At 70.4% G+C, this 13028-nt stretch carries 10 protein-coding genes; 9 read left to right on the top strand and 1 reads right to left on the bottom strand.

Annotation, left to right across the window (positions count from 1 at the left end):
• Positions 1 to 59 precede the first annotated feature (59 nt).
• The 8 genes from ACFC09_RS17405 (at position 60) to ACFC09_RS17370 (ending at position 8698) form a co-directional block, all read left to right on the top strand.
• Entirely contained in the window at positions 60 to 1637 is a 1578-nt protein-coding gene (locus ACFC09_RS17405; RefSeq protein ID WP_376528706.1) for an FGGY family carbohydrate kinase, read from the top strand.
• Between the two features lie 75 nt (positions 1638 to 1712).
• Complete coding sequence (locus ACFC09_RS17400) at positions 1713 to 3386, top strand: FAD-dependent oxidoreductase (RefSeq protein ID WP_376528704.1); 1674 nt, start codon at positions 1713 to 1715, stop codon at positions 3384 to 3386.
• Positions 3383 to 4936 (top strand): FAD-binding oxidoreductase, encoded by a 1554-nt coding sequence (locus tag ACFC09_RS17395; protein ID WP_376528702.1) that lies wholly within the window; start codon positions 3383 to 3385, stop codon positions 4934 to 4936. Before ACFC09_RS17400 ends, ACFC09_RS17395 begins: the two co-directional genes overlap by 4 nt.
• Before the next feature lie 43 nt (positions 4937 to 4979).
• On the top strand, positions 4980 to 5642 hold the full coding sequence (locus ACFC09_RS17390) for a glycerol-3-phosphate responsive antiterminator (RefSeq protein WP_376528700.1): 663 nt from the start codon (positions 4980 to 4982) through the stop codon (positions 5640 to 5642).
• Positions 5643 to 5649: 7 nt separating this feature from the next.
• Positions 5650 to 5952: a putative quinol monooxygenase gene (locus tag ACFC09_RS17385; protein WP_376528697.1), complete on the top strand. Its 303-nt coding sequence runs from the start codon at positions 5650 to 5652 to the stop codon at positions 5950 to 5952.
• Entirely contained in the window at positions 5949 to 7088 is a 1140-nt protein-coding gene (locus ACFC09_RS17380; RefSeq protein ID WP_376528695.1) for a zinc-binding dehydrogenase, read from the top strand. Before ACFC09_RS17385 ends, ACFC09_RS17380 begins: the two co-directional genes overlap by 4 nt.
• Positions 7089 to 7435: 347 nt before the next feature.
• Positions 7436 to 7960, top strand: coding sequence for a TetR/AcrR family transcriptional regulator (locus ACFC09_RS17375; RefSeq protein ID WP_376528693.1), 525 nt, complete (start codon positions 7436 to 7438; stop codon positions 7958 to 7960).
• Positions 7961 to 8002: 42 nt separating this feature from the next.
• On the top strand, positions 8003 to 8698 hold the full coding sequence (locus ACFC09_RS17370; protein ID WP_376528691.1) for an NAD(P)H-dependent oxidoreductase: 696 nt from the start codon (positions 8003 to 8005) through the stop codon (positions 8696 to 8698).
• Positions 8699 to 8818: 120 nt separating this feature from the next.
• Here ACFC09_RS17370 and ACFC09_RS17365 read toward each other — a convergent pair whose 3' ends face one another.
• A complete protein-coding gene (locus ACFC09_RS17365) occupies positions 8819 to 9211 on the bottom strand; it encodes a hypothetical protein (protein ID WP_376528688.1) in 393 nt (130 codons plus the stop codon).
• 442 nt (positions 9212 to 9653) lie between these two features.
• Here ACFC09_RS17365 and ACFC09_RS17360 point away from each other — a divergent pair, with 442 nt between their 5' ends.
• Complete coding sequence (locus ACFC09_RS17360) at positions 9654 to 12560, top strand: PQQ-binding-like beta-propeller repeat protein (RefSeq protein ID WP_376528686.1); 2907 nt, start codon at positions 9654 to 9656, stop codon at positions 12558 to 12560.
• Positions 12561 to 13028 lie beyond the last annotated feature (468 nt).

Genomic DNA, 13028 nt, shown 5'->3' with positions numbered 1-13028 from the left:
CCCCATATCCCTCCTTCCCCCTACAGCTCGCTCGCGATGATCTCCAGGAAAGGGCTGCAATGACGCAGACGTTCCCCGGCGCCGGACCACGGCGCGGTGTGCTGTCCATCGACGAGGGCACCACGGGCACCCGGGCCGCAGTCGTCCTCGACTCGGGCGCCGCGCACGAGGTGTTCTACCGGTCGATCAAGGTCAGCCATCCGGACGACCTCTCCGTCGAGCAGGACCCGATGGAGATCTGGACCGCGACCGTCGAGGTGGCGCGCCGGGCCGTCGGCCGGGCCCGGGAGGAGGGCACCGAGATCACCGCGGTCGCACTGTCCACCCAGCGGGCCACGGCGATGCTGTGGGACCGCCTCACCGGACGGCCGCTGCTGCCTGCGGTGGTGTGGCAGGACCGACGGTACGCGCACGAGCTCACCGCATACGAGGCCGAGTGGGACGCCACCCTGCTGGCCCGGCAGGGCCGACCGGTCGGCGCCCGCGCCCCGTTCCTGTGGGCCGCCCGGCAGATCGCCGCGCACCCGGAGGTCGCCGAGGCACACCGGGCGGGACGGCTGCTCTTCGGCACCGTCGACACCTGGCTGATCTGGCGCCTCACCGGCGGCGCCGTGCACGCCACCACCCCGACCAACGCCGCGTCCGCCGGTGGCTACCTGCTGGAGCGGCACGCCTGGGACGAGGAATGGATCGACCACCTGGGCTTCCCCCTCGACCTGCTGCCCGGGCTCCGCTCCGATGACGCCGGATTCGGCACGACCGACCCGGCTGTCCTCGGCATCGCCGTCCCGCTGGCCGCTTCCATGGGCGACCAGCACGCCGCACTCGTCGCGCTCGGCGGTCTCGCTGCCGGACAGGGCATGTGCATGTACGGGACCGGCGCGTTCGTCGACGCGGCGACCGGCACCACGTCCGCTCTGCCCCGGCCGGACATCTCCGGGGTGCTGGCCCAGCCCGGCCGGCGGCAGGGCGACATCAGCCACTACAGCCTGGAGGCGTACACCTCCACCGCGGGTTCGGCGCTGCGCTGGCTCTGCGACGACCTGGGGCTGTTCGCGTCGCCGAAGGAACTCGGTGAGGAAGCGGGCCGCGTCCCGACCCGGCCGGGCCGCACCCCGCGTTTCGTCCCGGCGCTCGCCGGGATCCGTACGCCGACCTGGCACCCCGAGGCCACCGCGTCCCTCACCGGACTCACCCTGGCCACCACGCGCGCCGACCTCGCCCGCGCCGTGCTGGACGGGATCGCACACTCGGTGTGCGACCTGATCGACGGGGTCGCCGCCACCATGGGCACCCCGTTCACCCGGCTCCGGGTCGGCGGCGGCGTCTGTGGCAGCGACCCGCTCATGCGGATCCAGGCCGACTTGACCGGCCTGCCGCTGGAACGGGTCTCCGACTCCGCCACCGCCAGCCTGCGCGGCACCGCCTACCTGGCCGGGGTCGCCCAGGGCCTGTGGTCCTCGCTCGAAGAGGTCGTCGAGGCGCAGCCGCACGGCCAGGTCTTCGAGCCGTCGATCACGACGGCCGAGCGGACCGAGCAGCGGGCCGCCTGGCGCGACGTGCTGATCGCCCATCTGAACAGCCCCGCGCTGCTCCCCCTGCGGGAGGGCGCACCCGAACCGCACACCCCCCTCTGACGGCCCCCGGCCGTCGCTGCGGCGGCCCGCGTGCGATGACGGGGCCGTCGAACCGAAACACCAGGAGTTGATGTTGTGATCACCATGCCCGCCCGGAAACCGCGGCGCGACGCCGTGGCGACCCGCCGTACGCCGCTGCTGCTCGACCGGGCGACCCTCAAGCGCCGACTGGCCGACGACACCTACGACGTGCTCGTCATCGGTGGTGGCATCACCGGGGCGTACGCGGTGCTCGACGCCGCCTCGCGCGGCCTGCGGGCGGCCCTGGTCGAGAAGGACGACTTCGCCTCCGGTACCTCGTCGAAGTCGTCGAAGATGGTGCACGGCGGCCTGCGCTACATCGAGCAGGGCAACGTCAACCTGGTCCGCCACTCGCTCCTGGAGCGCCACCGCTTCCGCAAGAACGCCCCGCACCTGGTGCACCGGCTGCCGTTCCTCTTCCCGATCCTGGAGCAGGAGGGTGTCTTCGACGCCCGCCTGGCCAAGGGCTTCGAAGGTCTGCTGTGGACATACGACCTGGTCGGCGGATGGCGGATCGGCAAGCTCCACCAGCGGCTCACCATTCCCGAGGTTCTCGCCCAGGCGCCGACGTTGCGCGCCGAGAACCTCAAGGGCGGGCTGATGTACTTCGACGCACGCACCGACGACGCCCGCCTCGTCCTCACCATCGTCCGCACCGCCGCCGCGCTCGGCGCGACGATCCTCAACGGGGCCAAGGCCGACGGCCTGCTGATGCAGAGCGGCAAGGTGTCCGGTGCCCGGGTCTCGGCGGACGGCGACACCATCGACATCCGCGCCCGAGCCGTCGTCAACGCCACCGGAGTGTGGACCGACGAGATGGACGCGAAGGCGGACGACGGCCACAAGCCGCAGGTCCGGCCCGCCAAGGGCGTCCACATCGTGGTGCCGTGGGAGAAGGTGCGGATCAACTGCACGGTCACCGTGCCGATCCCCGGCCGAGCCCGCCGCGCGACCTGCACCCGCTGGGGCAACAGCGTCGTGCTGGGCACCACCGACGAGGACTACCAGGGCTCCCCGGACGACGTGCACTGCACCCGCGAGGAGATGGAGTTCCTGCTGGAGGGCGCCAACACCGCCTTCGAGGGGAAGCTCACCCCGGACGACGTGGTCGGCTCCATCGGCGGTCTGCGCCCGCTGGTCGGCGGCAAGGAAGGCGCCACCCTCGACATGCGCCGCGACCACCACATCACCATCGGCCGTACCGGCATGGTGACGGTGACCGGCGGCAAGCTCACCACCAGCCGGCACATGGGCGAACTCGTCATCGACAAGGTGATGACGGTCCTCGGCCGCGGAGGGCGGAGCCGCACCACCGACCTCCCGCTCCTCGGCGGCGCCGGTTACGACTCCGAGGCGGTCGCCGCGTCCGGTGGCATCGCCGCGCACCTGGGCGAGCGCTTCGGCACCGAGGCCCGCTTCGTCGGCGATCTCATCCAGGACGACCCGTCGCTGGCTGAGCCGATCGTCACGGGCCTCCCGTACACCAAGGCCGAGGTCGTGTACGCGGCCCGCGCCGAGCTGGCCCGATCGGTCGACGACGTCCTCTCTCGCCGCACACGTGCCCGGCTGTTCGCCCGGGACGCCTCCGTCGACGCCGCCGAAGCTGTCGGCGCGATCCTCGGCCAGGAACTGAACCTCACGGAGACGGAGGTCCAGCGCTCGGTCGCCGAGTACCTCGCAGCCGTCCGTCACGAAAAGTCCGTACTCCTCGAAGGGGCAGCAGCATGATCAGCCGTCAGACCATCACCCACCCGTTCAACCGGGGCGACTACACGGTTGGTGCCCCCAGCTTCGCCAAGTGGGCGCGGAACACCCCGATCGGCGACGGCGAGGCCGCGCTCCAGGTGGACCCGGTCGAGGTCCCCGATACCGTGGTCGAGGCGCTGCGCGAGGCCGCGCACGCGGTGCACACCTCCCGTGACGAGGTCGTCACCCGGACCCGTGACTGGTGGGCCGGTTCGATGATCGGCGAGACCGAGGGCCGTCCCGCGACCCCGAACGCCGTGATCGTCGAGGCCGCCGACGCCGACCAGGTCGCGGCCGTGCTGCGGATCTGCCACGCGGCCGGCATCCCGGTCACCCCGTCCGCGGGCCGCTCCAATGTCACCGGCGCCGCGCTCCCCGTCTTCGGCGGTGTCGTCCTGGACGTGTGCGGACTGAACCAGATCATCGGCTTCGACGCCGAGTCGAACATCGTGGACGTCCAGACGGGCATGTTCGGCGACCTCTTCGAGAAGCAGCTCCAGGAGGAGTACGGCGTCACCACCGGCCACTGGCCGTCCGCGTTCGCCGTCTCCACCGTCGGCGGCTGGATCGCCTGCCGCGGCGCCGGCCAGCTCTCCACCCGGTACGGCAAGATCGAGGACATGGTCGTCGGCGTCGACGTCGTGCACGCCGACGGTACGCGGGCCACGTACGGCGACTACGCCCGCGCCGCGGTCGGCCCGGACCTGCGCCAGTTGTTCGTCGGCTCCGAGGGCACCCTCGGCGTCATCGTCTCGGCCCGGCTGCGGGTCCACCCGCTGCCGGAGTACGCCGCCGCCGCCGCGTACGGCTTCAGGACTTTCGCGGAGGGCCTGGACGCCTGCCGCAGGATCATGCAGCGCGGTGCCACCCCGGCCGTCCTGCGCCTGTACGACACCCTGGAGTCGGGCACCCACTTCGGACACCCGGGGACCAATCTCCTGCTCGTCGCCGACGAGGGCGATCCGGCCATCGTCGACGCCTCGATCAAGGTGGCGAAGGAGGTCTGCGAGGAGTACGGCCCCGAGCTGGACAGCCAGGCCGTCTTCGCGCGCTGGCTGGACGAGCGGATGCTGGTCGGCAAGTCCGCCGACGGCTTCAAGCCCGGTCCGGGGTTCGTCGCCGACACCTTGGAGATGGCCGCGTCCTGGACCGACCTTCCGGTGATCTACGACGAGGTGACCGCCGCGATCCAGGCGGTGGACGGCACCCTGGCCGCCTCGGCTCACCAGTCCCACGCGTACACCGACGGCGCCTGCGTCTACTTCTCGCTCCGTGGGAACGTGGCGCCCGAGTCGCGCCGCGACTGGTACCGCAAGGTGTGGGACGCGGCCAACGCCGTGCTCGTCAGGCACGCCGCGGCGCTCAGCCACCACCACGGCTGCGGCCTGTTGCGCGGCCCCTACCTGGAGGTATCCCTCGGAGCGGGCTTCGCGACGTTCGTCGCGGTGAAGAAAGCCCTGGACCCGGCCGGCATTCTCAACCCTGGCAAGCTGGGCCTTCCCAGCCGGTTCGGTACATCCCCGCTGAGCTGACCTCAGCAACCACGGACCCTCGATTCCCAGGTAGGCCCTTGCCATGACCTCTCTCCCCTCCCGATCCGGTGCCGCACTCGACCCCCGGCTCACCTCCTCGCTGGCCGAGGTCCCGGTCGTCGCGTCGGTCGTCGGCACCCAACTGCTGCGGCAGTTCCTGACCGCACCGGCCAGGATGTGCATCGTCGCGTCGCTCGCGGTGGGGCAGCTGCCCCAGGTCGTGCCGGCGCTGGGCCGGGCGGGGAAGACCGTGTTCGTGAACGTGGACAGCAGCCCCGGTCTGGCCCAGGACCGGGGCGCGCTGGAGTTCATCAAGGACATGGGCGCCCACGGCGTGGTCAGCACCCGGCTCTCGCTGATAGAGAAGGGCCGGCCGCTCGGCCTGCTGACGATGATGAAGGTGTTCGTCACCGACCGGTCCAATCTGCGCCGCTCCACGGACGCGATCTCGCGCGGAGCGCCGGACCTGGTCGAAGTGATGCCCGCCCCGATCATCGCCCGAATGAGCACGCAGGCAAAGCTCGCGATGTCCCCGTCGGTCGCCGCGGGCTTCGTGGAAACCCCCGCGGACGTGGCGCTCGCGCTGGCACTCGGGTCCGTCGCCGCCGCCACGTCCGACCCCCGCCTCTGGCACCTGCGCCGGGACCAGCTTCCACCGGTCCCGCCCACCGCGCCGAAGAGGCCCGCCGCACCACCCCAGGAGTAAGTCCCCCATGTCCTTCGTCGTCATCGCCCGCTACCGCACCAAGCAGGGCGAGGAGAACACCGTCCTGCCCCTGCTCGACACCATGGCCGCCGCCTCCCGCCAAGAACCGGGCAACCTCGCCTACCGCGTCCACCAGGGCACCGAGGACCCGCGGGCGATCGTGCTGTACGAGGAGTACGTGTCCGAGGCCGACTTCACCGCGCACTGCGCCACCCCGCACTTCCAGGACATCGTTCTCGGCAAGGTGGTCCCGCTGCTGGAGAGCCGTGACGTGCTGCGCTGCGCCCCGCGCCCGGCGGGGCGGGCATGAAGACCCGCGCGGTGGTGCTGCGCGGGGTGTCGACCGCCCGCCCCTACTCCGAGACCCGCCCGGTCGAAGTGGAGGAGCTGGAGCTGGGCTCCCCGCGCGAAGGCGAGGTGCTGGTCCGGATCGCCGCCGCCTCGCTCTGCCACTCGGACCTTTCGGTCGTCAACGGCGACCGGGTCCGCCCGCTGCCGATGGCACTGGGCCACGAGGCGGTCGGCGTCGTCCAGGACACCAGACCGGGCGTCAGCCGGGTCCGCCCCGGTGACCACGTGGCCCTGGTCTCCGTGCCGAGCTGCGGCTTCTGCGCAGACTGCGCGGCCGGCCGGCCCGCCCTGTGCGCGCGGGCGGCCGCGGCGAACGGATCGGGTGCGCTGCTGCACGGCTCGTCGCTGCTGACTGATGCCTCCGGCGCCCCGGTCCACCACCAGCTGGGCGTCTCCGCGTTCTCCGAGCACGCGGTGGTGGCCCAGGAATCGGTGGTGCCGATCCCGGAGGACATTCCGTTCACGGTGGCGTCGATGTTCGGCTGCGCGGTCCTGACCGGCGCGGGAGCCGTCATCAATACGGCGGCCCTGCGCCCCGGCCAGTCGACGGTGGTCTACGGCCTGGGCGGCGTGGGCCTGTCCGCGGTGCTGGGTGCCCGCGCGGCGGGCGCGTACCCGGTCATCGCGGTGGACCCGGTGCCGGAGAAACGCGAGCTGGCGCTCCACCTGGGCGCGACCCACGCGTGCGCCCCCGGCGAGGCGGTCGCGGCGGTTCATGACCTCACCTGTGGTGGTGCCGAGCTGGCGGTCGAGGCAGTGGGCAGCCCGAAGGTGATGGCCGAGTGCCTGAGGGCCGTGGCCCGGGGCGGCACGGCCGTCTCGGTGGGCCTGCCCGCCCCCGACCGGGTGCTGGAGGTCCCGGCGCTGACGTTCGCGGGAGAGGGCAAGTCCCTGCTGGGCTCGTACATGGGCGACGCGGTGCCGCGTCGCGACCTTCCCCGGTTCCTGGACCTGTGGCGGGCGGGCCGGCTGCCGGTGGAGCGGATGCACACCGGCACCCTGCCGCTGACCAGCATCAACACGGCGCTGGAGGAACTGGCCTCGGGCCGGGCGATCCGTCAGGTCATCGACACGTCGGGGATGTTGGGCAGCTGACCCGGATCCGCGGGCAGTGGCTGCGATCGATGGATGATACGACGGCAGGCGCACCCGCAAGCTGCCGGCGCCGAGGTCGTACTCGGTCAGCGGCTTGCCGGTGGCGCGGTCCGGGACGACCAGGCGGCCGTCGCGGGTGCCCGCGTACACCAGGTCCTTGGTGACCGGGGCGTGCATCGCGGGCGAGTTGAGGTCCCCGCTGCGCCCCACGGGGGTCCTGCCCGGCTGGGATCTTGGGGTTCAGACCCCTTTGGGTCCGGCCTCGCAAGCAGGCTGACGACCGTCGGTCGCGGGGTGACGATCAGCCGGAGATCCGAAGGTAGAACGATCGTTGTACACTGGTGTGCGTGTCCACCACGAGAGATGGCATCATCGCCAGCGCCGAGCAGGTCTTCGACTGTCACGGGTTTGCCGCGACGGGTATGGACCGGCTGACCGAGGCGGCCGGGGTTTCCACCCGGACGCTGTACAAGCATGTAGGCAGCAAGACGGGCCTGATGGCCTCAGTCCTGGATGCGCGGATGGAGAGGTTCTTCGGCCGACTCGACGTCGAGAGCGTCGCCGCGCTGTTCGAGGCCCTCGGGCAGTGGACGACTGCCGAGGGCGCGCGGGGCTGCCTGTTCCTGCGCGCCCAGGGCGAGACGGGGGGAACGACGCCCCAGGTGGCCGCCCTCGTGGCCGAGTACCGGCGTCGCCTCCAGGAGCTGATCCATCGCCTCGTCGCCCACGAACTTGAACGCGACGATCATCTTTTGGCTGACCAGATCCTCATCCTTTTCGAAGGTGCCGTATCCGCTGCCTCCTATCTCGGCGCCAGGGCGATCGACGCAGCCGGTGACGCGGCCGAATCCCTTCTGTGCTCTTCCCGCTGAGGCAGGCAGAGAGTTTTCCTCACGCCGACCGGAGTCCTACCGATGCATTTGCTCACCGTTTTCTCCCACCCCTTCCGCGACAGGTACCCCGCAGCGGTCATGGACGCATTCCATGAGCCGTTCGAGCACTCCGGGCACACGATCGATTTCCTGGACCTGCACGGGGAAGGATTCGACCCGCGCTTCACCGAAGCGGACCATGCGCATTTCTGGGGCGGTCCGGTTCCCCCGGGCATCACCGAGATGCACCGCAGAGTCGAGGCCGCCGACCGGCTGGCGTTCGTCTTTCCCGTCTACTGGTGGTCGATGCCCGCGCTGATGAAGGGCTGGATCGACCGGGTCTTCACCGGGGGCTGGGCCTACCAGTACGGGCAGGGAGTCCAGGATCGGGGCAAGGAGCCGCTCGACGAGCTGCTGCCCAGCATCCCGACGGCTCTGATCGGCGTCGGCGGCTCGACGAAGGGCGTCTATGACAAGTACGGGTATGACGAGGCGATGCGTACCCAGCTCGATGTCGGCATCTTCGCCTACTGCGGTATCAGCGATGTGGAAAGCCACCGTGTCTACGACGTGGAAGGGGACCGCAACGGAGCCAACCGTGACGCCGGACTCCGGCAGGCCCGCGCCATCGGTGCGGCTTTCGCCTCCCCGGACCGGATACCGCGAGACGCCAAAGAAGAACACCTGAACAGGCGCCATGGCTCAGCCCGGATCCACCGGCTTGATGCCGGTGGATAGTTCTTCCAAAAACGAAGAAGTGCCTTGCGACCTGCGATGATGGGGTTTCTCCAGGACCACATCAGGCACGATCGGCAAGGCACTTCCGAGATGCAGTCTTCCCATGCCGCGGCGGCGGTCTCATCCGCGTTCGATGATCCGAACCTGATCGTGTACGGCGGGCTGGAGCCGGTGGTGCGGCTGGCCGAGCGGTGCGGTCTGCCCGCGCTGGTCGGGGAGCACGTCCGGCTGCCCGCCTCGAAGGACGGCACCGGCGCCTTCCGCCGGGTCGAAGAACGCGCCCTCCTTCAACGGCTGGTCCGGGTAGCGCTGGAGCAGGTCGATCGCGTCCATCACCGGACGGTAGGCGGTGTTGTTGCACTTCAGCTCCAGCACGCCCAGCAACGGCGAGAGCATCCGGCGCCAGTGCGCCGAGTACGACGACCGCAGCGCGGTGCGCACCCGGGCCTTGTAGCGGGCCTCGTTCGCCGCGGCCTCCGCCGCCAGCGCCTTCAGCGTCCTCTCCCTCCCCACCGACCACCGGGAAGATCACCAGCCGCACCGTGCCGGACGGCTCCGACGACGCCGCCTCCGCGACCCGCGGCAGCATCCCCTCCTTGCCCCGCACCTTCTTCAGCTCGGCGTTCAGCTCCTTGTCGACCTTCCGCTTGGCCCGCGTGTTGATCTTCAGCACGAGGTGCGCAGGCCGGTGCCGATGGCAGTCTCGACCCAGTCGGTGAAGAGCGGGTCGAAGTGCGGCAGCAGCGCGGGCAGTCCCGGAATCGTGTGTACGAGCCGGACCGATTGGGATGTGGTGACTCTGCGACGTGCTGCGCGCAGCTCGAAAGGCCGCCGTATGGAGACACGCAATCATCGTGCGTGGTACGCCGCTGCAACACCTGCCGGACACCTGACGCAGATGTCCTGCGTTCAGCAAAGTTGTTCAGACAACTCGTCCGATCGCAAGGAGTGCAGCGTGGCCTCTTCCCGCATCCGGTCCGCAGTGGTGGCCGGATCCTGCGCAGTCGTCCTCGCCGTGATCGGCTCGCCGATCTCGTCTGCGGCACCGGTCAACAACCCCCAGTCGGCTGCGAGCGCATCCACCCTCACCCTGAACACCCAGCAGCCGCAGGTCGGCGAGAAGCTCAGCTTCGGCTACACCACGGACGCTCCCAGCGCCACGAACTGGATCGGTATCTACCCGGCGGACCGCAAGCCCGGCAACGGGGCCTCGCTCACCTGGGTCTACGTCGGCAATGCCAGCGGCACCGTGACCCTGGACACCTCGGGCCTGGGCGCCGGCTCCTACTCCGCGTGGCTGCTGGCCAACGACGGCTACCAGCCGCTGGCCGCGCCGGTGAACTTCGACATCGCGCCCCGCCCCCCGCGTCATGCCACCGTCCAGGGCACGGTCTTCGACGACAAGAACGGCAACGGCGCCCAGGACAAGGGCGAGCAGGGGCTGGCGGGTGTGTCCGTCTCGGACGGCGCGACCATCGTCCGTACCGACCGCAACGGCCACTACACACTGTCCGCCGACCTCAACCAGTGGAACCACACCATCGTCGACATCACCATGCCGCGCGGCTACTCGACGACCCTCGGCAGCAACCGGGTTCAGCGCTTCTACCGCGACCTCGGCTCACCCGAGGCCGACAGCACCGTCACCGAGAATTTCGACCTGCGGCGCGACAAGGGCAGCGAGCGGCCCGACTTCACCTTCACCCAGATCACCGACACCCACGTCACCAGCCCCGACGGCCCGGAGGCACCCGCGGACGGTGACGGCGTCACCCCGGGCAAGCTCGCCAAACAGCTCGACGACATGGCCGCTCTGCCGACCAAACCGGCCTTCGTCCTGGCCACCGGAGACCTCAGCGGCGACGGCGCGCCCTCCCACTGGCAGGCTTGGCTGAAGGGCACCGCAAACTCCAAGCTCCCGATCTGGCCGGTGACGGGCAACCACGACCACGGCGGCGGGGACACCGACGGCGTCGGCAACTACCGCTCGCTGCTCGGGCCCGCCTGGTACTCCTTCGACTACGGCAACACCCACTTCATCCAGCTCGAAAACAACGGCGGCCTCAGCGATCCGGTGCAGCTGACCTGGTTGAAGCAGGACCTGGAACTGAACGGCAAGAACGCCGACGGCACCCGCAAACAGATCGTGGTCAGCCTGCACGAACCGCTGGACACACCCGACCCCGGTGGCTCCACCGGGCAGATAGACTCCCTGCTCGGACTGCTCAAGGGCTTCGACGTCAAGGCGTTCTTCAACGGCCACATGCACACCAACTTCACCGACTCCCACCTGATGGACGGCGCGGTGGAGTACAACACCGCCTCGGCGACCTACAACGACGACCACTCGCCCACCGGCTTCCGCGAGGTCACCATGCGTGACGGCAGGCTGAAGGCCGAGTTCCGAATGTTCAACCAGGACCACACCCTCGCGGTCACTTCGCCTGCGCCCGGCTCCCAGATCGGCCAGGTCCGTACCGAGTTCCAGGTGAACGCCTACAACACCTCCAGCCATGTGGTGCGGGTCGAGGTTCGCATCGACGGCCGCGGCAAGAATCAGCTGCGACGCACCGGCAAGTTCTCCTGGTCGGCGCCGTGGGACACCCGCAAGCTGAAGCCCGGCGACCACACTGCCAAGGTCACCGCATCCGACGACGCGGGCCACAGCTGGTCCACCACGAGCCGCTTCACGGTCGCGCCGAAGGCCGACCAGGTGCGCCCGGGCGCGGACGTGCCCGAATTCCACGGCGACGCCCTGCACACCGGAGTGCAGCCCGGGAGCCTGGGCTCCGGCAGCCTCAGCAACGCCTGGACCCACCGCAGCGGCGCCACCGTCGGCATGTCCTCTGCGGTGGTCGCGAACAACACCGCGTACATCGGCACCTGGGACGCCGACGGAGCCAAGGGCAACGGCGTGGACGCCGTCGACGTCGCCACCGGCCGGACCAAGTGGCACTTCGCCACCGACAGTCTGGTCCAGTCCACGCCCGTGGTGCACGACGGGACCGTCTACGTCACCGAGATGCGCGGCACCCTGACCGCGCTGGACGCGGCGACCGGCGCGAAGAGGTGGAGCTACACCCTTCCCGGATCCTCGGAGACCGGCCGCTACGACGGCTACGCCTACGGCGGCGCCACCGTCTCCGGCTCCGCCGTCTACTACTTCGGCTACACCACCACGGGCAGCCACCTCGTCGCCGTGGACACCGCCACCGGCAGGGAACTGTGGAACTCCCCCGTGGACAGCGGCTGGTGGGACAGCAGCACCCCCACCGTCGTCGACGGCAAGGTCTACGTCCACGACAGCCGTGGAGGCCTGCGTATCTACGATGCCGCCAGCGGCAAACAGCTCGTCTCCGCCTCAGGCGCCGGCGGCGTCCACCACTCCACACCCGTGGTGGCCGACGGACGGGTGTTCACCACCGACTTCCTCGGGGACGCCGGCAACAACACCCTCCTGGCCCGCGACGCCGCCACCGGCAAGGAACTGTGGCGCTACCGGAGCACCGGAGTCTCCAAGGACGACGCCGGCCAGCCCGGTGCCTCCGTGGCGGTCGACGGCAACACCGTCTACGCCGCCTTCACCAACGGCCGCGTGAGCGCTTTCGACGCCGCCACCGGCACCAAGCTCTGGGAGTTCCAGAGCGGCAGGGCCTTCGTCGGCTCGCCCACCATCAGCGCAGACACGCTCTGGATCGGCGGCACCGACGGCCACCTGTACGGCCTGGACAAGACCACCGGCGCCAAGCTCCAGGACCTGGACCTCGGCGCTCCCATCCTGTCGACGCCGACCATCACCGGTAACACGCTGCTGATCGGCGCCTGGGACGGCAACCTCTACGCCTTCACCGCTCGCGGCTGAAGCTCCCGCCCCACCGAACCCCGACCGGCTGCGGCCCCGGCACACCGCCGAGGGCCGCGGCCGGCTGTCCGCCTCCGCAGCCCGTCTCGGCCGGTGGCAGCTCGGTAGCGACGCTGTCCTGCGCTGCCTCCCGCCCCTGGGCGCGCAGGCCGTCGAGCCGGGCACGACGGTGAGCACACGACCGCGGGGGAAACAGTGGCGGAGGAGTCGACCTTGGGCTGGCCACCCGGCCCAGCCTTGCCCCAGCCCTCGGCCACGACCTGCTTGGCCTTGTCCACCTGAGCATCGGTCGGGACGGAGTGGGTGCCGGCCGCAGGCGCTGAGCGCGAGCGTGGCTGCGGCCGGCAAGCCGACAAGACCGGACGTTCGCCCAGAAAGCTCTTTCACAAGGTATCCGGAGGGTGCATGAGCCCGCCGGGAAAACAGGGATCAGGTACGTCCAGGACCTGTACAACTTGTCCAAACAAA

Origin of the sequence: Streptomyces sp. NPDC056161, assembly GCF_042268025.1 — a bacterium.
Lineage (GTDB): Bacteria > Actinomycetota > Actinomycetes > Streptomycetales > Streptomycetaceae > Streptomyces.
Note: the sequence above shows the minus strand (reverse complement) of the source record. Positions and strands in the feature narration are given on the sequence as shown.

What these genes read in the sequence shown, in the direction of transcription:
- ACFC09_RS17380 (WP_376528695.1), top strand. Translation starts at nt 5,949, where the DNA reads ATGAAGACCCGCGCGGTGGTGCTGCGCGGGGTGTCGACCGCCCGCCCC.
- ACFC09_RS17390 (WP_376528700.1), top strand. Translation starts at nt 4,980, where the DNA reads ATGACCTCTCTCCCCTCCCGATCCGGTGCCGCACTCGACCCCCGGCTC.
- ACFC09_RS17395 (WP_376528702.1), top strand. Translation starts at nt 3,383, where the DNA reads ATGATCAGCCGTCAGACCATCACCCACCCGTTCAACCGGGGCGACTAC.
- ACFC09_RS17370 (WP_376528691.1), top strand. Translation starts at nt 8,003, where the DNA reads ATGCATTTGCTCACCGTTTTCTCCCACCCCTTCCGCGACAGGTACCCC.
- ACFC09_RS17405 (WP_376528706.1), top strand. Translation starts at nt 60, where the DNA reads ATGACGCAGACGTTCCCCGGCGCCGGACCACGGCGCGGTGTGCTGTCC.
- ACFC09_RS17385 (WP_376528697.1), top strand. Translation starts at nt 5,650, where the DNA reads ATGTCCTTCGTCGTCATCGCCCGCTACCGCACCAAGCAGGGCGAGGAG.